This window comes from Variovorax sp. 10L421 (genome assembly GCF_056395365.1).
The window spans coordinates 121,538-140,940 of the sequence record NZ_JBFTJJ010000002.1 but is presented as its reverse complement, the minus strand read 5'-3'; the positions used below and the strand labels follow the sequence as shown (position 1 = coordinate 140,940).

Below are 19,403 nucleotides of genomic sequence, written 5' to 3'. Positions count from 1 at the left end.
ATCTGCATGTCTGGCCACACCCCTCTGCCTTCCGAAGCCCTCGACCTGCCGCTGCTGCCGCTGCGCGACGTCGTGGTGTTTCCCCACATGGTGATCCCGCTCTTCGTGGGACGCCCCAAGAGCATCAAGGCACTCGAACTTGCCATGGAGGCGGAGCGCCGCATCATGCTGGTGGCGCAGAAGGCCGCCGCCAAGGACGAGCCCTCGGTCGAGGACATGTTCGAAGTCGGCTGCGTCTCGACCATCCTGCAGATGCTCAAGCTGCCCGACGGCACCGTGAAGGTGCTGGTCGAAGGCCAGCAGCGCGCACGCGTGAACCGCATCGATGACGGCGAGACGCACTTCTCGGCCAACGTGACGCCCGTCGTGGCGCCCGAAGGCGGCGAGAAGGGCACCGAGGTCGAGGCGCTGCGCCGCGCGGTGATGCAGCAGTTCGACCAGTACGTCAAGCTGAACAAGAAGATCCCGCCCGAGATCCTCACTTCGATTTCGAGCATCGACGATCCGGGCCGCCTCGCGGACACCATCGCCGCCCATCTGCCGCTCAAGCTCGACAACAAGCAGGCCGTGCTTGACCTCGACGACGTCAAGGCACGCCTGGAGAATCTGTTCGGGCAGCTCGAGCGCGAGGTCGACATCCTCAACGTCGACAAGAAGATCCGTGGCCGCGTGAAGCGCCAGATGGAGAAGAACCAGCGCGACTTCTACCTCAACGAGCAGGTCAAGGCCATCCAGAAGGAGCTCGGCGAAGGCGAAGAGGGCGCGGACATCGAGGAGATCGAGAAGAAGATCAAGCTCGCCAAGATGTCCAAGGAAGGCCTGAAGAAGGCCGAAGGCGAACTCAAGAAGCTCAAGCTCATGTCGCCCATGTCGGCCGAAGCCACCGTGGTGCGCAACTACATCGACGTGCTGATCGGCCTGCCCTGGAGCAAGAAGACCAAGATCAAGCACGACCTCGCCAATGCCGAGGCGGTGCTCAATGCCGACCACTATGGCCTCGAGAAGGTCAAGGATCGCATCCTTGAATATCTCGCGGTGCAGCAGCGCGTAGACAAGGTGAAGGCACCCATCCTGTGCCTCGTGGGCCCACCGGGTGTCGGGAAGACCTCGCTGGGGCAGTCGATCGCGAAAGCGACCGGCCGCAAGTACACCCGCATGGCGCTGGGCGGCATGCGCGACGAAGCCGAGATCCGCGGCCATCGCCGCACCTACATCGGCGCGCTGCCGGGCAAGGTGCTGCAGGGCCTGAGCAAGATCGGCACGCGCAATCCGCTGTTCCTGCTCGACGAAATCGACAAGCTGGGCACCGACTTCCGCGGCGACCCGTCGAGCGCGTTGCTCGAGGTGCTCGACCCCGAGCAGAACCACACCTTCGGCGACCATTATGTGGAAGTCGACTTCGACCTGAGCGACGTGATGTTCGTCGCCACCTCGAACTCGATGAACATCCCGCCGGCGCTGCTCGACCGCATGGAGGTCATCCGCCTCTCGGGCTATACCGAGGACGAGAAGACCAACATCGCGATCAAGTACCTGCTGCCCAAGCAGATGAAGAACAACGGCGTGAAGGACGACGAGCTCTTCGTCACCGAAGAGGCCGTGCGCGACATCGTGCGCTACTACACGCGTGAAGCTGGCGTGCGTTCGCTCGAGCGCGAACTGTCCAAGATCTGCCGCAAGGTGGTGAAGGGCCTGCTGCTCAAGCAACTCACGCCCAAGGTCACGGTCGACGGCAAGAACCTCAACGAGTTTCTCGGCGTGCGCAAGTACAGCTTCGGCCTCGCGGAGAAGCAGAACCAGGTCGGCCAGGTGGTCGGCCTTGCGTGGACCGAAGTCGGCGGCGACCTGCTGACGATCGAAGCCGTGACCATGCCCGGCAAGGGTGTGATCAGCCGCACCGGTTCGCTGGGCGACGTGATGAAGGAATCGGTCGAGGCTGCACGCACCGTGGTGCGCAGCCGCTCGCGCCGCCTGGGCATCAAGGACGAGGTGTTCGAGAAGCGCGACATCCATATCCACGTGCCAGATGGCGCGACGCCGAAGGACGGCCCGAGCGCGGGCGCGGCGATGACGACGGCCTTCGTGTCGGCGCTCACGGGCATCCCCGTGCGCGGCGACGTCGCGATGACCGGCGAGATCACGCTGCGCGGCGAGGTCACCGCTATCGGCGGCCTGAAGGAAAAGCTGCTGGCGGCACTGCGCGGTGGCATCAAGACCGTGCTGATCCCGGAGGAAAACGCCAAGGACCTGCAGGACATCCCAGAGAACGTGAAGAACGGCCTCGAGATCGTGCCCGTGAAGTGGATCGACAAGGTCCTCGAGATCGCGCTCGAGAAGATGCCCGAGCCGCTGTCCGACGAAGAGGTGGCTGCATCTGCTGCTGCCGTGGCCGAACTGGCCAAGCAGCGCGCGGCGGCACCCGCCGCGGAAGGTTCGGTCAAGCACTGACTGGTTGATCGCAAAACTTGTGGAGGCTCGAAAAACTGATATATAATTCGAGGCTCGAAACGCGGGAATAGCTCAGTTGGTAGAGCGCAACCTTGCCAAGGTTGAGGTCGAGAGTTCGAGACTCTTTTCCCGCTCCAGTTTTGAAAAAGGGAAGCAGCAGCTTCCCTTTTTTTCGCTAGGTCGATTTCGTATTTCTGCGTGGCGCGATAGCAAAGCGGTTATGCAACGGATTGCAAATCCGTCTAGCCCGGTTCGACTCCGGGTCGCGCCTCCACCTTCTCGTTCAACTCGATTCGACCCCGACGACCAAGCCCCGCCAACCCATGTTGCCGGGGCTTGTTTTGTTTGGGTTATCGTCGATGTTCAACCTGACGCCCGGATGGTGAAATTGGTAGACACATCGGACTTAAAATCCGCCGCTTCCTTAATCGGGGCATACGGGTTCGACCCCCGTTCCGGGTACCACACTTACAAGGGAGCATTCGATGCCTCGCTACAACGCTCCATTTGAGATCCATGTGCACGGCGACGTGCCGCTGCGTTCGGACGTGACCTTCGACCAGATCCAGGAGGCGCTCAAGCCCCTCTGGAAGTACGCCGGCGCCAAATCGCTGGCCGACGGTGCCACCAGCACCTACGAAGAAGAGCCCGGAATCCGCTTCGAGCAGAAGGACCACACGCTGCAGATGTGCTGGACCGTGCCCGGCGATGAAGACTTCCGCCAGGCCCTCGACGAGATGTGCATGGCCCTGAACGAGCTCTCCGAGCGCGGTGCGGCCATCGAGGTCACCTTCTACGACACCGACTTCGACGAGGAAGAGGGCGACCCCGAGGAAGAATCACGCGACGACTTCCTGATGCTGTTCGTCGGCCCGAACCCGGCAGCAATCATGCAGGTGCAGCGCGATCTGCTGGTGGAAGACGTCGTCAATCTCATGGAGCGCCACTTCGACGGCGCCGAACTGGGTGGCGTGGTCTCCGAGATCGACCGCCTCTTCAGCGACCGTTTCGACGCGCTCGTGAACTCGCTCGAGATCGGCAAGCGTCCGCGCGGCACGGGCGGTCCCGGCAGCGGCGGTGGCCACGGCGGCGGCCGCCGTCCGCGCCACCTGCATTGATCCACTCTTCATAGACAAGGCCTCGTGGCCCTGTTTCCCGCCTCCGCGCTGCGCCCAGGGGTACGCAAGCGCGAGGTGTTCGGCTGGGCGATGTACGACTTCGCCAATTCGGGCTACACCACGGTCGTCATCACGGCAGTGTTTGCGGCCTACTTCGTGGGCGGCATCGCCAGGGGCGCGCCCTGGGCCGCCTTCGCATGGACGGCCGCGCTCAGCGTCTCCTATGCCATCGTGATGCTCACGATGCCGGCCATCGGCGCCTGGGCCGACTTGCGCGCGGCCAAGAAGCGGGTGCTCGTCTTCGCGACCGTCGGCTGCGTCCTCGCAACGGCAGCGCTTGCAATCACGCCCGGCTTCTCGGGTGCTTTCGGCGTTGCGCTGGCGATGGGGCTGGTGATCGTTTCCAACGCCTTCTATTCCTATGGCGAGTCCCTCACGGGTGCCTTCCTGCCCGAACTCGCCACGGCCGAGGGCATGGGCAAGGTGAGCGGGTGGGGCTGGGCCTTCGGCTATGTCGGCGGCATGCTGGCCCTGGGCATCTGCCTGGCCTATGTGCTGTGGTCGCAATCGAAGGGTTTGCCGGCGGCGCACTTCGTCCCGGTCACGATGCTCATCACGGCAGCCATCTACGGCGCGGCCGCCTGCGCCACCTTCGTGCTGTTGCCCGAACGTGCGCAGCCTCGAACTGCAGATGCCGAACTCGGTGCATGGCAGCAACTGCGCGCCACATACCGCCAGGCCAGGGCCTATCGCGACTTCATGTGGCTGCTGGCCTGCACGGTCTGCTACCAGGGCGGCGTGGCGGTCGCCATCACGCTTGCTGCGATCTACGCGGAGCAGGTGATCGGCTTCGTCGCGAGCGAGACCATGGTGCTGATCTTCGTGCTCAACATCGCGGCGGCGCTGGGCGCCTTCGGCTTCGGCTACATCCAGGACCGCATCGGCCACAAGATTTCGCTGGCCGCCACGCTGGTCGCCTGGATCGCGGTCTGCGTGATCGCCGCCTTGGTGACGACCAAGGGCGGCTTCTGGTGGGCGGCCGCCATTGCGGGGCTGGCCATGGGATCGAGCCAGTCGGCCGGCCGTGCCATGACGGGCTATCTGGCGCCGCCGAAGCAGCTCGCGGAGTTCTTCGGGCTCTGGACCTTCGCGACCCGGCTCGCCAGCATCATCGGTCCGCTGAGCTTCGGCGCGATCACCTGGATGACGGGCGGCAACCAGCGCATCGCGATTCTCTCGACGGCGGTACTGTTCGTGGCGGGGTTGCTGCTCCTGTTGCCAATCCGCATGGAGCGGGGCCGCGCCGCCGCTCTTCGCAGCCCGGCCTGAAGGCGTTCAGGGCACCTGCTGGCGAAGCGACTTCGGCACCTTGAAACGCTCGCCGTCGTAGCGCAGCGTGACGGTGTTGAATTTCGGGGGCAATGCCTTTTCCACGCAGCCCTGGTCTTCCTGCTCCTGCGCGCGGCTTTGCAGCAGCGTACGCGACAGCTGCAGGTCGGCAAGGCCGTTGCTGCTGCCCTTGCCGACGGACAACATGGTGCGCAGCTTGTCGAAGTGGCCGGTGCAGGTGGCGTCCCATCCACCATGGTCGTGGTCCAGCTCAATCTCCTGCAGAACCTCGCGCAACTGCTTGCCATGGTGCACGTAGAGCCGCACGGTTTCGCTGGCCAGCGGGCTGCCGGGCGCGTTGCTGCCGCGGTAGCGCACGCGCAGGCCGAAGGCGCGGGCCTCGGGCGACAGCACGTAGCGCGAGGTGTCGATGCGGATGTCCTGGATCGAGGTGGTGGCGTCCTCGTCGAGCGCCTCGGGCTGGAGGAGCCGGGCGATGACGGTGTCGCGTTCGGTGTTGCCGTTGTCGGGGCGCTGGATCAGCAGGATCTCGAGATCGAAGACCTTGGCGCCGTGGTCGGTCGTTTCGCGCGGCATGGGCAGCACGACGATGCTGCGCCCCGGAAAAGCCGGCCAGACCTTGCAGGCCGCGAGCCGCTCGTCGAGCGGCCGGTGGGGATGCAGCTTGGCGTGCATGCGCTCGGCCAGTCCGCTTTCGCAGGCCGCGTGGCTCAGCCCGGCGGCCGAGAGGCAGAAGAGTAGAGCGGCGTGGCGCAGCAGGCGCATCGAGGTCAGGCTTCGGTGGCCGTGGGAAGCCCGAGCCAGCGGGCGGCCGCCGCTTCGAGCACGGCGACGTTGCCGCTGCTTTGCAGCAGCAGGCTGCCGACGCCGCCATCCGCGAGTCGACCTGCCGACGCGAGCAGGCGCCGCGCCTGCTGCGCGACCGGCACGCCGGTGTCGATGAAGCGCAGCGTCGCCGGTGCATGCCGGCTCAATTCGTCTTTCACGAGCGGGTAGTGGGTGCAGCCCAGCACCACGGTGTCGACACCATCGGGGCCGTCGCCGAAAGGCCCGGCCTCTTTCATGTAGCGCTCGCACAGCGCCGCGATACCCGCAGCGTCGAAGCCTTCGATGGCCTTCACGAGCCCGTCGCACGGCACGGAGCGTACGTCTGCCGATCCGGCGAACGAAGCGCGCAGGGCCGCGTACTTGGCACTGGCCAGGGTGCCTCGCGTGGCCATCACTGACACGCGTCCGGTGCGGCTGGCCGACACCGCGGGCTTGAGGCCGGGCTCCAGCCCCACGATGGGCAGGTCGGGATGCTCGGCCCGAAGCAAGTGGATGGCGGCCGTGGTGGCTGTGTTGCAAGCCACCACGAGCGCCTTGACTGCATGCTCGCGCCGCAGATGCTCGACCACCGAGCGCGAGCGCTCGATCACGTAGGCGTCCCCGCGCTCGCCGTACGGCGCATAGGCCGTATCGGCAAAGTAGACGAAGTTCTCCTGCGGCAGCTCGGCCCTCAGCGCGGCCAGCACGCTGAGGCCGCCGACCCCGCTGTCGAAGACGCCTACAGCGGTCACTCGGAAACCTCCGTGCTGCGCACTGCGGTGCGAGCGCCTGCGGGCGGCCGAGCGGCGCTCAAGCTTCTTCCATCATGATGGTCTTGAACTCGCCGCTGGCGATGCGCTTCTGCCACTCGGCAGGGCCGGTGATGTGCGCGCTGGTGCCGCCGGCATCGACCGCCACCGTCACGGGCATGTCGACCACGTCGAATTCATAGATCGCTTCCATGCCCAGGTCGGCGAAGCCCACCACCTTGGCGGTCTTGATGGCCTTGCTCACGAGGTAGGCGGCGCCGCCCACAGCCATGAGGTAGGCGCTCTTGTGCTTCTTGATCGCCTCGATGGCGACGGGGCCGCGCTCGGCCTTGCCGATCATCGCGATCAGGCCGGTCTGGGCCAGCATCATCTCGGTGAAGCCGTCCATGCGCGTGGCGGTGGTGGGGCCGGCGGGGCCCACGGCTTCATCGCCGACCGGATCGACCGGGCCGACGTAGTAGATGACGCGGTTGGTGAAGTCCACCGGCAGCTTCTCGCCCTTGGCCAGCATGTCCTGGATGCGCTTGTGCGCGGCATCGCGGCCGGTGAGCATCTTGCCGTTGAGCAGCAGGGTGTCGCCGGGCTTCCAGCTCGCCACTTCGGCGGGCGTGAGCTTGTCGAGGTCGACGCGCTTGCTCTTCTTTTCGTCGGGTGCCCAGTTGACGTTGGGCCACAGGTCGAGCGACGGCGGATCGAGGTACACCGGGCCGCTGCCGTCCATCACGAAGTGTGCATGGCGGGTGGCCGCGCAGTTGGGGATCATCGCCACTGGCTTGCTGGCCGCGTGCGTCGGGTACATCTGGATCTTGACGTCGAGCACGGTGGCCAGGCCGCCCAGGCCCTGCGCACCGATGCCCAGCGCGTTGACCTTCTCGTACAGCTCGATGCGCAGCGCCTCGACCTTGCTGAGTTCGGCGCCCGACTTCTTCTTGGCCTGCAGCTCGTGCATGTCGAGGTCGTCCATCAGGCTTTCCTTGGCCATCAGCGCGGCCTTCTCGGCCGTGCCGCCGATGCCGATGCCCAGCATGCCCGGCGGGCACCAGCCGGCGCCCATGGTCGGCACGGTCTTGAGCACCCAGTCGACCACGCTGTCGCCGGGGTTCAGCATGACCAGCTTGCTCTTGTTCTCGCTGCCGCCGCCCTTGGCCGCGACCGTCACTTCGACGGTGTTGCCGGGAACGATCTCGGTGAAGATCACCGCGGGCGTGTTGTCCTTGGTGTTCTTGCGGTCGAACTGCGGATCGGCCACGACCGAGGCGCGCAGCGTGTTGTCGGGGTGGTTGTAGCCGCGGCGCACGCCTTCGTTGATGGCGTCGTCCAGGCTGCCGGTGAAGCCGCCCCAGCGCACGTCCATGCCCACCTTGAGGAACACGTTGACGATGCCGGTGTCCTGGCAGATCGGGCGGTGGCCCGTGGCGCTCATCTTGCTGTTGGTCAGGATCTGCGCGATGGCGTCCTTGGCCGCGGGGCTCTGCTCGCGCTCGTAGGCGCGGGCCAAATGGGCGATGTAGTCGGCGGGGTGGTAGTAGCTGATGTACTGCAGCGCGGCGCTGATCGATTCGATCAGGTCGGCCTGCTGGATCGTGGTCGTCATGGTGGGGGGGTGTTTTTTGGAGTGTGGAACGCCCCCCGATTATCTCAGCCGGCGCGCCTACCTCGCCGCCGCCCGGGCTTCCTCGATCCAGCCGTCGAACAGCGGCCGATGCGCCTTGATCCAACCATCGGTGTGCCGCTCCAGGTCTTGCTGGGTATTGGCGCCCTGGCTCATGCGCAGGTTCTGGGCATTGATGTCGCCGATCGGCAGCTTCATCACCTCGAACAGCCTGCCGGCCGCGGGGTTCTTCTCGACGAAAGCCCGGTTGGCGACGATCTGCTCCTGGTTGGCCTGGAAGCCGTAGTTCTTGCCGTTGGGCAACCGCGTGTCGGCGCCGTCGCCCTGCGACGAAGAGGACGGCACCTGCAGCCACACCACGTCCGCGCCCGGACGCAGCACGGCGCTCACCCAGTAGGGCGTCCAGGTGTAGTACAGCACCGGCTTGTCCTGCCTGAAGCGGGCGATGGTGTCGGCCATCAGCGCGGCATAGCTGCCCTGCTTGTGCGTGACGGTGTCGCGCAGCTGATAGGCCGTCAGGTGTTTTTCGATCGCGAGTTCGCAGCCCCAGCCGGGGTTGCAGCCTGTCAGGTCGGCACGGCCGTCGCCGTCTGTGTCGAACAGCTTCGCAATGGCCGGGTCCTTGAGCTGCGCGATGTTGGTGATGTTGTATTGCTCGGCTGTCTTGCGGTCGATCAGGTAGCCCTGCACCGCGCCGTCGGAGTACACGCCCCTGCGCCACAGCTTGGCGTCGCCGCCGCTGTTCTTGTAGAAGTCGGCGTGCAGCAGGCTCCAGTGGTTGGCCATGAAGGTGGCGTCGCCGTTGGCGATGGCGAGGTGTTCGGTGGCGGGCTCCAGGTCTTTCATGGGCTCGACCGTGTAGCCGAGCTTTTCGAGCGCGCGCATCACCAGCAGCGTCTGGAACGCCTCCTCGGCGAGCGAGCTCTTGAGCGGCTGCACGGTCACGCCCTTGCCGGGGAGGTCGTTGGCGGCTTGCGCGGCCATGCCGAAGGCGACGAAGCCGAGGGCCAGAAAGCTGCGTGCGATGAAAGTGGTTTTCTTCATGCGTTGAATTCCTCCGTGGCGGGTCATTGCGCTTGCGTGGACAAGGCGGGAACAGGCGCGTTCGCACCGCGCGACGGCGTGCCCAGCAAGCGCTGCAGCACGCGCAGCGAGAAGCCGGCCGGCCCGGTGTGCCACCAGCGGCGACCCGCGCTGCGGCGCGACTTGCCCATCGCCTGCGTCAGCCGGTCGAGCGAAATCGCCAGCAGCACGATGCCCAGGCCGCCGACCGTCGCCAGGCCCATGTCGAGCCGGCCGATGCCGCGCAGCACCATCTGGCCCAGGCCGCCCACGGCGATCATCGAGGCGATCACCACCATCGACAGCGACAGCATCAGCGCCTGGTTGATGCCCGCCATGATCGACGGCATGGCCAACGGCAGTTGCACCTTCACCAGCATCTGCCATGGCGAAGCGCCGTAGGCGCGCGCGGCCTCGATGAGGTCGGGCCGCACCTGGCGCAGGCCCAGGCTGGTCAGGCGCACCAGCGGCGCCAGCGCGAAGATGATCGTCACGATCACGCCCGGCACGTTGCCGATGCCGAACAGCATCACCACCGGCACGAGGTACACGAATGCTGGCGTGGTCTGCATGGCGTCGAGCAGCGGGCGCATGAGGCGCTGGGCCCGGTCGCTGCTGGCCAGCAGCACGCCCAGCGGCAGGCCGATGAACATGCAGAACACGAGCGAGGTCAGCACCAGCGACAGCGTCACCATGGCTTCGGGCCAGATGCCCAGCATCGCCACGAGCAGCAGCGCGACCGTGGTGCCGACGGCCAGCGCGCGGCCGGCGAACTGCCAGGCGAAGAGGCCGATCAACGCGATCATCGCCAGCGTGGGCAAGCCGGTGAGCAGGCCCTGGACCCAGTTCAGCGTGCTGTCGATGGGCAGGCGCACGGTCTGGAAGAAGGGCCGGAAATGTTCCACCACCCAGCCGAGGCCCTGGTTGATCCAGGATTCGACGGGCAAGGAACCGTCCCAGAGGCGGTGCAGCTGGAAGCCGTCAGTCGCGGCATTGGCCGATCCGGCCAGCTGGTGGGCCGTGTCGACAGGGGCATCGAGCCAGGCGCTGGTGGCAGAGGTGTCGGGCGCGGCTGAGAGTGCTTCCCACGGATCGACGAAGGTGGGGGCTGCGGGCGTGTCCAGCACCGGCGTGCCCAGGTCGGAAGGAAGTGTGTTGTCGTTCATCGTTCAAGGTCCTCCGTGAATTCAGTGCGGCTCGGCGGCGAGCGCGGGGGCGGCGTTGGGCAAGACGGGCTCGATCGGCGGCGTGTCGCGGTCGAGGAACTTGAGAAGCGTCGTCTTGCTGATCGCACCGCAGAAGCGGCCGTCGCTGGCCACCACCGGCAGCGCGCACGGTGCCTGCGCGAGCTGGCCGATCAGGCCCGCCACGGGGGCTTCGGCGTCGATGCGCGGCAGGTCGTCGAGGAACGCGTGCTGCAGCCCCAGCGGACCCGAATGCCCATCGAGCGCGCTGCGCAGCGTGTCCGCCGACACCACGCCGAGGTAGCGCCTGTTCGGGCTGGTCACGTAGGCGAAGTCGCGGTCCTGGTCTTCCAGCACCTTGAGCGCCGCGCGCGCACCGCGCTCGGGGTGCTCGCACACGACGGTGAGCGACTTGCGCGCGATGTCCGCTGCCTTGAACACCGCCGCCGCATCCACGCCGCGCACGAAGCTGCGCACGTAATCGTCGGCGGGGCTGCGCAGGATCTCGTCGGGCGTGCCGACCTGGATCACCTGGCCGTCCTTCATGATCGCGATGCGGTCGCCGATGCGCATCGCTTCATCCAGGTCGTGCGAGATGAAGACGATGGTGCGGCGCTGTTCCTTCTGCAGTCGCAGCAGCTCCGACTGCATCTCGGTGCGGATGATCGGGTCGAGCGCCGAGAAGGCCTCGTCCATCAGCAGGATCGACGGGTCCGAGGCCAGCGCGCGCGCCAGTCCCACGCGCTGCTGCATGCCGCCGGAAAGCTCATCGGGATAGCTGTCGCCCCAGCCTGCAAGGCCTACTTGCGCGAGCGCCTGATCGGCCTGCGCGAGCCGCTCTTTCTTGCTCGTGCCCGACAGTTCGAGGCCGAAGGCGGTGTTCTCGCGCACCGTCATGTGCGGCATCAGCGCGAACGACTGGAACACCATGCTGATGTCCTTGCGGCGCAGCGCGCGCAGCTTGGCGTCGGAGTGCTCGTTGATGTCGGCGCCATCGATCACGATGCGGCCGGCGGTCGGCTCGATCAACCGGTTCAACAGGCGCACCAGCGTCGACTTGCCCGATCCCGAGAGGCCCATGATCACGAAGATCTCGCCGGCCTGGATCTCGAAGGTGGCATCGAACACGCCGATCGACTGGCCTGTCTCGGCGAGGATTTCCTTCTTCGAGAAACCTTGCCGCACGAGTTCCAGGGCCTGCCCGGGCGCGTCGCCGAACACCTTGAAAACATGGTCGATGAGAATTCCTTTGGCCATATGCCGGGGCTCCTTGTGTGAAGGTTGGACACAGCACCGCCCCGGAGGACGGCAACGGTCACGCCATCAGCCGATGGGACTGTCCGAACAGAGAGCGCGTGAGGAAAACGCGTGCAATGGCCCGGCGAGCCTCTGGGGCTGCCGACAGGCACTGAAGACGACGTGGCGACGAAACCAGTGCCCGCCGAAAGGTGGCGTGGCAGTGGGGCCGGAAACGATCCGGCCGGTTTGCCGGGCAGGGCCCGGCGGGGAGAACCTTGCACCGCGACGGGATTCGGAGATCCGCGAGTAGTGCAGGGCCGATCAACATGACTTGTTGGTCGTCTGAAGCTCATGATTATAACTTTTTGACATGACGCGAGTCAACCCAACGGGCGTAACGTAATGTCGGCGGCGGCCCAATGGCCCCGTCAGATGCGAGCTATTCTTATTGGCCGATACTCGGCCTCGCGCCCGATCAGGCGGCGCGACCATCCAAGACTGCGGAGCTTTTTCACCATGACGACTTCCCCCAAGACCCGTGCCGAGCGCGATACCTTTGGACCGATCGACGTGCCGGCCGACAAGCTGTGGGGTGCGCAGACGCAGCGCTCGCTGCAGAACTTCGACATCTCCGGTGAGCAGCAGCCGCGCGAGATCATCAAGGCGCTGGCCCAGGTGAAGCGCGCGTCGGCCGTGGTCAACCACGCGCTGGGCCTGCAGGACCAGAAGAAGACGAACGCCATCGTGGCAGCGGCCGATGAAGTCATCGCCGGCAAGCACTCGGGCGAGTTCCCGCTGGTGGTCTGGCAGACCGGCTCGGGCACGCAGACCAACATGAACGTCAACGAGGTGCTGGCCAACCGGGCGAGCGAAATCCTCGGCGGCGAACGCGGGGAAGGGCGCCTCGTGCACCCGAACGACGACGTCAACCGCAGCCAGTCGAGCAACGACGTGTTTCCCACCGCAATGCACGTGGCCGCCGTCGAGGCCATCACGCACAAGCTGCTGCCGGCCATCGCCAAGCTGCGCGGCACACTCGACCAGAAGGCCAAGGATTTCGCCGACATTGTGAAGATCGGCCGCACCCACCTGCAGGACGCCACGCCCCTCACGCTGGGCCAGGAGTTCTCGGGCTACGTGGCGCAACTGGCGCACGGCGAGGCGCATGTGCGTGCCGCGTTGCCGCACCTGTGCGAACTGGCGCTGGGCGGCACGGCCGTCGGCACCGGGCTCAATGCGCCCAAGGGTTATGCCGAAAAGGTGGCCGCCGAGTTGGCCAAGCTCACGGGCCTGCCTTTCGTCACCGCGCCGAACAAGTTCGAAGCCATGGCCAGCGTCGACGCGCTGGTACACGCCCACGGCGCACTCAAGACGCTGGCCGCCAGCATGAACAAGATCGCCAACGACGTGCGCTGGCTGGCCAGCGGCCCGCGCAGCGGCATCGGCGAACTGAGCATCCCGGAGAACGAACCCGGCTCGTCGATCATGCCGGGCAAGGTCAACCCGACCCAGAGCGAAGCCGTCACGATGCTCGCCGCACAGGTGTTCGGCAACGACGTGGCCATCAACATCGGCGGCGCCTCGGGCAACTTCGAACTGAACGTGTTCCGCCCGATGGTGGCGCACAACTTCCTGCAGAGCGTGCGCCTGCTGGCCGACGGCATGGTGAGCTTCAACGACCACTGCGCCGTGGGCATCGAGCCGAATCGTGAACGCATCACGGAGCTGGTGCAGCGCTCGCTGATGTTGGTGACGGCGCTGAACACGCACATCGGCTACGACAAGTCGGCGTACATCGCGAAGAAGGCGCACAAGGAAGGCACGAGCCTGCGCGAGGCGGCAATTGCATCCGGCCACCTCACGGCCGAGCAGTTCGATCAGTGGGTGGTGCCGGAGAACATGACCGGCCGCTGATGCCGTGGTGGGGGCCGTCATTCGCGGGGACCGCCGCGCACGGCCGCCCGAAGCGGCCGGCCCGCCCCCGGTAGGGGGTTGGCAAAGCGACACGAAGTGCGCGCAGCCTTGGGGGCGAGCTTCAATACCCGATGGCGTAGCGCTGGCGCGAGTGCGCCGGCTTTTCGAGCTCGTCGATGAACGCGATTGCGTAGTCCTCGAACGTGATCCAGCTGCGGCCTTCGGCGCTCACAAGCAAGTCGTCCTTGCCCAGGCGGAACTTGCCCGTGCGCTCGCCTTCGACGAACTCGGCGGAGGGCGACAGGAAGGTCCAGTCGAGTTCCTTCTCGTTGCGCAGCGCCTCGAGAAACACGCCGCCGGCCGAGGCTTCGGCGCGGTAGGCGTCGGGGAAGTTCGGCGTATCGATCACCCTCAGGCCGGGCGCCGCGAACAGGCTGCCGGCGCCGCCGACCACCAGCAGGCGCTTCACACCCGCGCGCTTCACGGGTTCGATGATGGCCGCAGGCGGCACGGTGGAGAAGTGCGCGGCGCTGAACACGGCGTCATGGCCGGCCAGGGCTTTCTCGAGCGCGGCGCCGTCGAGCACGTCGAGGTCGACGGCCTTCACGTTGGCGCGGCCCGCCAGCTTGGCGCTGGCCTTGCGCGCGATGGCAGTGACCGTGTGGCCGCGGCGCAGGGCTTCTTCGAGAAGGCGGCCGCCGGCGCGTCCGGTGGCTCCAATGATGGCGATGTGGCTCATGAGGGACTCCTGTGAAAGATCGAAAGGATCGGATGAAATGAATCGCATCTTAGGTTTCTGTTTTCGAAAGAAATACCTCGATTTGCGCGCTTGTTTATTCCTAAAATCGTTCAAATGGACCGATTGAATGCAATGCGCGTGTTCGTGAACGTGGTCGATTCGGGCAGCCTTTCGGCCGCGGCCGACAAGCTCGACCTGTCCCGGCCGGTCGTCACGCGCTACGTGGCCGAGCTGGAGCAATGGACCGGTGCGCGCCTGCTGCACCGCACGACGCGCCGGCTGAGCCTCACAGCCGCTGGCGAAGAACTGCTGCCGCGCTGCCGCCAGGTGCTCGAGCTCACCGGCGACATGCAGGCCGCGGTGCGGCATCCGGCCGAGGCGCCGCGTGGGCAGTTGCGCATCACGGCCAGCACCTCGTTCGCGCAGGCGCAACTGGCCGATGCGGTGGCCGACTACGTGCGGCTCTACCCGGGTGTGGCTGTCGACCTGGTGCTGCTCGACAGGGCCGTGAACCTGGTCGACGAGCGCATCGACCTGGCCATTCGCGTGGCCGCGGAGATCGACCCCAACCTGATCGCGCGCCGGCTCACCGACTGCCGCTCGGTCGTGTGCGCGTCACCGGCGTACCTGAAGGAGCACGGCCAGCCGCTGCGCGTGGAAGAGCTGGCGCAGCGCAATTGCCTCACGCATTCGTACTTCGGGCGCAGCCTCTGGAATTTCACGCGCAAGGGCACGGGGGAGCCGGCCTCGGTGGCCGTGGGCGGCAATGTCTCGGCCAACGATGCAGCCAGCCTGATGTGCCTGGCCCGGGCCGGGGCAGGCATCGCGATGCTGCCGACCTATCTGGCGGCGCCACTGCTGCAGGAAGGGGAACTGGTGCGGCTTTTCGGCGATTTCGAGCCGCAGGTGGTGGGCATGTACGCGGTATATGCCTCGCGCAAGCACATGCCGGCCACGCTGCGCACGATGCTCGATTTCCTGGCCGCGCGCTTCACTGAAACGCCGGCCTGGGACACGCCTTAGTGGTGCGTGTTGGCGGCTGCGGCTTCGTTCATCAGCTTGTCGGTATAGGCGATGGCCATGGCCGAGAACAGGAAGGCGATGTGGATCGCGGTCTGCGCGATCAGCACGCGGTCGGTGTAGTTGTCCGCGTTGATGAAGGTCTTCAGCAGGTGAATCGAGCTGATGCCGATGATGGCGGTGGCCAGCTTCACCTTGAGCACCGAGGCGTTCACGTGGCTCAGCCATTCGGGCTGGTCGCGGTGGCCTTCGAGGTCCATGCGGCTCACGAAGGTCTCGTAGCCACCCACGATCACCATGATCAGCAGGTTCGAGATCATCACCACGTCGATCAGCGCGAGTACCACCAGCATGATCACCGTCTCGTTGAGCGTGCCCACCGGCGCCGTGGTCTTGTAGCCGATGCTGGTGATCAGCGCCTGCAGCGCATCCTGGCTGCCGAAGGCGGCTTCGACCAGGTGCAGCAGCTCGACCAGGAAGTGCACCACGTACACCGCCTGCGCCACGATCAGGCCCAGGTAGAGCGGCAACTGCAGCCAGCGGCTCGCGAAAATCAGCTTGGGCAGGGGGCGCAGCGGCGAACCACGGGCTGGTACGGGCGGGTTCCGGGTGTCGAAAGGATCGGTAGCGGACATTGGCGGGCGAGAGATGAAAGACCGCGGATTCTAGGTGTGCCCCTGTGTCGTACTCGTGATAACCCTGCGAACTAACATCGAACCCGTCAGTGACCCGTAAGTGCGGCCACCGACATTACGGCCGCACCTTCCAGGAGACAAAAAGCATGAGCAGCGCATCGAAGAACATTGAATCCGTCCTCGTCGAGAACCGTGTGTTTCCCCCTGACGCCCGCGCCACCGAAGGCGCCCGCATCTCCGGCATGGCCGCCTACGAGGCCCTGTGCAAGGAGGCCGAGGAGGACTTCGAAGGGTTCTGGACCCGCCTGGCCAAGGGCAACCTGCAATGGACCAAGCCCTTCACGAAGACGCTGGACGAATCGAAGGCCCCGTTCTACGAATGGTTCGGCGACGGCGAGCTCAACGCCAGCGCCAACTGCCTCGACAGGCACATGGGCACCCCGGTCGAGAACAAGACCGCCATCGTCTTCGAAGCCGACGACGGCACCGTCACCAACGTCACCTACAAGGAGCTGCTGGCCCGCGTGAGCCAGTTCGCCAACGCGCTGAAGGCCGCGGGCATCCAGAAGGGCGACCGCGTCGTCATCTACATGCCGATGACGGTCGAGGGCGTGATCGCCATGCAGGCCTGCGCGCGCATCGGCGCCACCCACAGCGTGGTGTTCGGCGGCTTCTCGGCCAAGGCGCTGCAGGAGCGCATCATCGATGCGGGCGCGGTGGCGGTCATCACGGCCAACTACCAGATGCGCGGCGGCAAGGAACTGCCGCTCAAGGCCATCGTGGACGACGGCATCGCGCTGGGCGGCTGCGAATCGATCAAGACCGTGTTCGTCTACGAGCGCACGCCCACCGCATGGACGCGCGTCGAAGGCCGCGACAAGACCTTTGCCGAGGCGCTGAAAGGGCAGGGCACCGAATGCGCCCCGGTGCCGGTGAATGCCGAGCACCCGCTCTTCATCCTCTACACCTCGGGCTCCACCGGCAAGCCCAAGGGCGTTCAGCACGCCACCGGCGGCTACCTGCTGTGGGCCAGGCTCACGATGGACTGGACCTTCGACATCCGCCCCGAAGACGTGTTCTGGTGCACCGCCGACATCGGCTGGATCACCGGCCACACGTACGTCGCCTACGGCCCGCTCGCGGCCGGCGCCACGCAGGTGGTGTTCGAGGGCATTCCTACCTTCCCGCATGCGGGCCGCTTCTGGCAGATGATCGAGAAGCACAAGGTGTCGGTGTTCTACACGGCGCCCACCGCGATCCGCTCGCTCATCAAGGCGGCCGAGGGCGACGAGAAGGTGCATCCGAAGAACTGGGACCTGACGAGCCTGCGCATCCTCGGCTCGGTCGGTGAGCCCATCAATCCCGAAGCCTGGATGTGGTACCACCGCAATATCGGCGGCGAGCGCTGCCCGATCGTCGACACCTTCTGGCAGACCGAGACCGGCGGCCATGTGATCACGCCGCTGCCGGGCGCCACGCCGCTGGTGCCGGGCTCGTGCACGCTGCCGCTGCCGGGCATCATGGCCGCCATCGTCGACGAGACCGGCAAGGACCTGCCCAACGGCGCCGGTGGCATGCTGGTCATCAAGCGGCCGTGGCCCTCGATGATCCGCACCATCTGGAACGATCCCGAGCGCTTCAAGAAGAGCTATTTCCCCGAGGAAATGGGCGGCACCATCTACCTGGCCGGCGACGGTGCGGTGCGCAGCGCCGACCGCGGCTACTTCCGCATCACGGGCCGCATCGACGACGTGCTGAACGTGTCGGGCCACCGCCTGGGCACGATGGAGATCGAGTCGGCCCTCGTGTCCAAGACCGACCTCGTGGCCGAAGCCGCGGTGGTCGGCCGTCCCGACGACGTGACGGGCGAGGCCGTGTGCGCCTTCGTCGTGCTGAAACGCGCCCGCCCGACCGGCGAGGAAGCCAAGCAGATCGCCAACGAACTGCGCAACTGGGTGGCCAAGGAGATCGGTCCCATCGCCAAGCCCAAGGACATCCGCTTCGGCGACAACCTGCCCAAGACGCGCAGCGGGAAGATCATGCGGCGCCTGCTGCGCAGCATCGCCAAGGGCGAGGCGATCACGCAGGACACCTCGACGCTTGAGAATCCGGCCATTCTGGAACAGTTGTCACAGACCAACTGAACGGTGCTGTAGGACATGGCCGTTTAAGCGGCCATCCACGCCGAACCGGGCCCTTCGCTGAGGTAAAACCATCCGGAGCACCGTGCGCCTCGACGCGCATGGGCGTTTCCGATGTGTCCGATCTTTCCGAAGGAGGCCCCCATGGGCGTGAGATCCGCTTTTCTTCTTGTCATCGTGCTGCTCATCGCAGCGCTCGCCGCGCTGAACTGGGGCACGCTGTCCGCACCCACCAACGTATGGCTGGGTTTCATGACCGTCTCGGCGCCGCTGGGCCTGATCATGCTGGGGCTGACGGTGGTGCTGGCTGCCTTCTTCCTCGTCTACGTGCTGTACCTGCACAGCTCGGTGCTGATCGAAACCAAGCGCCACACCAAGGAAATGCAGGTCCAACGCGACCTTGCGGACAAGGCCGAGGCCTCGCGCTTCACCGAACTGCGCAACTTCCTGGAGGCGCAGGAGAACAAGCACATGGCGCAGAACGCCGACCGGCAGGCGGCGATGCTGGCGCGCCTGGAGCAGCTCGAGACCGCGATCCGCCTGCGCTCGGATCAGACCGACAACACCGTGGCCGCGCACATCGGCCAACTCGAAGACCGCATCGAGCGCAGGCCGCTGCCGGTGGACATCAACCCGCAGGCGTGATGCCCCCGGAACCTACTTCGTCGACAGCACCCAGGCTGCGAGCTTCCGGGCGTCGGCTTCGCTGACCTGGTTGTTCGCCGGCATCGGCACCGGCCCCCATACGCCGGAGCCGCCCTTGACGATCTTGCTGGCAAGAGTGTCGACGGCACCCTTGTCGTCCTTGTACTTGGCGGCCACGTCCTTGAATGCCGGGCCGAGCACCTTGCGCTCGACCGCGTGGCAGCTCATGCAGTTCTTCGAGGTTGCCAGGGCGAGGTCGGCGAAGGCGGGTACGGCGAGTCCGACAAGGCCGAGGCCGAGGGCTGCCGACAACAAGACTCTTTTCATGGGGCGTATTTCGTAAGGGCTGAGTTACATTCGACTCAACGCGATTGTAGGTAGCGCCGTGCACGTCGTACGGGTGCGTGCCAATACAACCCGGAGGGATTCGCGATGTGGTTTCTGGCGCTGGGCCTGCTTGGATTGGCCCTCAAGTATTTGGAAGTGGGCATGGTCGCCGGCTGGAGCTGGTGGATCGTGCTGTCCCCGTTTGCAATGGCCGTCGCATGGTGGGCCTGGGCCGATTCGTCGGGCTATACCAAACGCAGGGTCATCGAGCGGGAAGACCGGCGCAAGCAGGATCGTATCGATCGCCAGAAGACCAACATGGGCATGAAGACCGGCAACGGGCAGCGCCGGAAGTAGGGCTCGCCCCCAGGCTGCGCGGCACTTCGTGTCCG

General features: G+C 66.0%; 17 protein-coding genes and 3 tRNA genes. 11 read left to right on the top strand and 9 right to left on the bottom strand.

All coding sequences use genetic code 11. The features are described from left to right. Nucleotides 1-6: 6 nt before the first annotated feature. From lon to AC1DFC_RS04655, 6 genes are all read left to right on the top strand, one after another. Complete coding sequence (gene lon, locus AC1DFC_RS04680) at nt 7-2,448, top strand: endopeptidase La (protein ID WP_413313857.1); 2,442 nt, start codon at nt 7-9, stop codon at nt 2,446-2,448. A 61-nt stretch (nt 2,449-2,509) separates the two neighbouring features. Then, a tRNA-Gly gene (locus tag AC1DFC_RS04675) sits at nt 2,510-2,585 on the top strand. Between the two features lie 63 nt (nt 2,586-2,648). Further along, a tRNA-Cys gene (locus tag AC1DFC_RS04670) sits at nt 2,649-2,722 on the top strand. A 99-nt stretch (nt 2,723-2,821) separates the two neighbouring features. Continuing rightward, nucleotides 2,822-2,913, top strand: a tRNA-Leu gene (locus AC1DFC_RS04665). 20 nt (nt 2,914-2,933) lie between these two features. Continuing rightward, nucleotides 2,934-3,566 carry a DUF6806 family protein gene (locus AC1DFC_RS04660; protein WP_007829779.1) on the top strand — a complete coding sequence of 211 codons (633 nt, stop codon included), beginning with the start codon at nt 2,934-2,936 and terminating at the stop codon, nt 3,564-3,566. 24 nt (nt 3,567-3,590) lie between these two features. Then, nucleotides 3,591-4,895 (top strand): MFS transporter, encoded by a 1,305-nt coding sequence (locus AC1DFC_RS04655; protein WP_413313858.1) that lies wholly within the window; start codon nt 3,591-3,593, stop codon nt 4,893-4,895. Nucleotides 4,896-4,901: 6 nt separating this feature from the next. Here the strand turns inward: AC1DFC_RS04655 and AC1DFC_RS04650 are convergent, their stop codons facing one another. The 6 genes from AC1DFC_RS04650 to proV are packed head-to-tail and all read right to left on the bottom strand — an operon-like array spanning nt 4,902 to nt 11,608. Then, nucleotides 4,902-5,681: a PA3715 family protein gene (locus tag AC1DFC_RS04650; RefSeq protein ID WP_007829777.1), complete on the bottom strand. Its 780-nt coding sequence runs from the start codon at nt 5,679-5,681 to the stop codon at nt 4,902-4,904. Between the two features lie 5 nt (nt 5,682-5,686). Next, nucleotides 5,687-6,475 carry a glutamate racemase gene (murI, locus tag AC1DFC_RS04645; protein WP_007829776.1) on the bottom strand — a complete coding sequence of 263 codons (789 nt, stop codon included), beginning with the start codon at nt 6,473-6,475 and terminating at the stop codon, nt 5,687-5,689. Between the two features lie 58 nt (nt 6,476-6,533). After that, nucleotides 6,534-8,087, bottom strand: a complete 1,554-nt coding sequence (locus tag AC1DFC_RS04640; protein ID WP_007829775.1) for a fumarate hydratase — start codon at nt 8,085-8,087, stop codon at nt 6,534-6,536. A 57-nt stretch (nt 8,088-8,144) separates the two neighbouring features. Beyond that, complete coding sequence (gene proX / locus AC1DFC_RS04635) at nt 8,145-9,149, bottom strand: glycine betaine/L-proline ABC transporter substrate-binding protein ProX (RefSeq protein WP_413313860.1); 1,005 nt, start codon at nt 9,147-9,149, stop codon at nt 8,145-8,147. Between the two features lie 23 nt (nt 9,150-9,172). Continuing rightward, nucleotides 9,173-10,333, bottom strand: a complete 1,161-nt coding sequence (proW, locus tag AC1DFC_RS04630; RefSeq protein ID WP_478178725.1) for a glycine betaine/L-proline ABC transporter permease ProW — start codon at nt 10,331-10,333, stop codon at nt 9,173-9,175. Between the two features lie 21 nt (nt 10,334-10,354). Next, nucleotides 10,355-11,608 carry a glycine betaine/L-proline ABC transporter ATP-binding protein ProV gene (proV, locus tag AC1DFC_RS04625; RefSeq protein WP_478178724.1) on the bottom strand — a complete coding sequence of 418 codons (1,254 nt, stop codon included), beginning with the start codon at nt 11,606-11,608 and terminating at the stop codon, nt 10,355-10,357. A 498-nt stretch (nt 11,609-12,106) separates the two neighbouring features. On the opposite strand from proV, the gene fumC reads away from it, so the two are divergent. Further along, nucleotides 12,107-13,504 (top strand): class II fumarate hydratase, encoded by a 1,398-nt coding sequence (gene fumC, locus AC1DFC_RS04620; RefSeq protein WP_478178723.1) that lies wholly within the window; start codon nt 12,107-12,109, stop codon nt 13,502-13,504. 121 nt (nt 13,505-13,625) lie between these two features. Here the strand turns inward: fumC and AC1DFC_RS04615 are convergent, their stop codons facing one another. Further along, nucleotides 13,626-14,243, bottom strand: a complete 618-nt coding sequence (locus AC1DFC_RS04615; RefSeq protein WP_478178722.1) for an NAD(P)-dependent oxidoreductase — start codon at nt 14,241-14,243, stop codon at nt 13,626-13,628. Between the two features lie 114 nt (nt 14,244-14,357). Between AC1DFC_RS04615 and AC1DFC_RS04610 the strand changes: the two genes are divergently transcribed. Next, the gene (locus AC1DFC_RS04610; RefSeq protein ID WP_042672848.1) at nt 14,358-15,266 is read left to right on the top strand and encodes a LysR family transcriptional regulator; all 909 of its coding nucleotides are present in this window, start codon (nt 14,358-14,360) and stop codon (nt 15,264-15,266) included. On the opposite strand, the gene AC1DFC_RS04605 is transcribed toward AC1DFC_RS04610, so the two are convergent. Then, nucleotides 15,263-15,898: a YqhA family protein gene (locus AC1DFC_RS04605; RefSeq protein ID WP_007829761.1), complete on the bottom strand. Its 636-nt coding sequence runs from the start codon at nt 15,896-15,898 to the stop codon at nt 15,263-15,265. The genes AC1DFC_RS04610 and AC1DFC_RS04605 overlap by 4 nt on opposite strands. Before the next feature lie 146 nt (nt 15,899-16,044). Between AC1DFC_RS04605 and acs the strand changes: the two genes are divergently transcribed. Together acs and AC1DFC_RS04595 are read left to right on the top strand one after the other, a co-directional pair. Beyond that, nucleotides 16,045-18,042 (top strand): acetate--CoA ligase, encoded by a 1,998-nt coding sequence (acs, locus tag AC1DFC_RS04600; protein ID WP_478178721.1) that lies wholly within the window; start codon nt 16,045-16,047, stop codon nt 18,040-18,042. 141 nt (nt 18,043-18,183) lie between these two features. Beyond that, nucleotides 18,184-18,684 carry an SPFH domain-containing protein gene (locus AC1DFC_RS04595; protein ID WP_007829756.1) on the top strand — a complete coding sequence of 167 codons (501 nt, stop codon included), beginning with the start codon at nt 18,184-18,186 and terminating at the stop codon, nt 18,682-18,684. 12 nt (nt 18,685-18,696) lie between these two features. On the opposite strand, the gene AC1DFC_RS04590 is transcribed toward AC1DFC_RS04595, so the two are convergent. Continuing rightward, entirely contained in the window at nt 18,697-19,011 is a 315-nt protein-coding gene (locus AC1DFC_RS04590) for a c-type cytochrome (protein ID WP_478178720.1), read from the bottom strand. Between the two features lie 105 nt (nt 19,012-19,116). Between AC1DFC_RS04590 and AC1DFC_RS04585 the strand changes: the two genes are divergently transcribed. Next, on the top strand, nt 19,117-19,368 hold the full coding sequence (locus AC1DFC_RS04585; RefSeq protein WP_007829747.1) for a TIGR04438 family Trp-rich protein: 252 nt from the start codon (nt 19,117-19,119) through the stop codon (nt 19,366-19,368). Nucleotides 19,369-19,403: the final 35 nt, after the last annotated feature.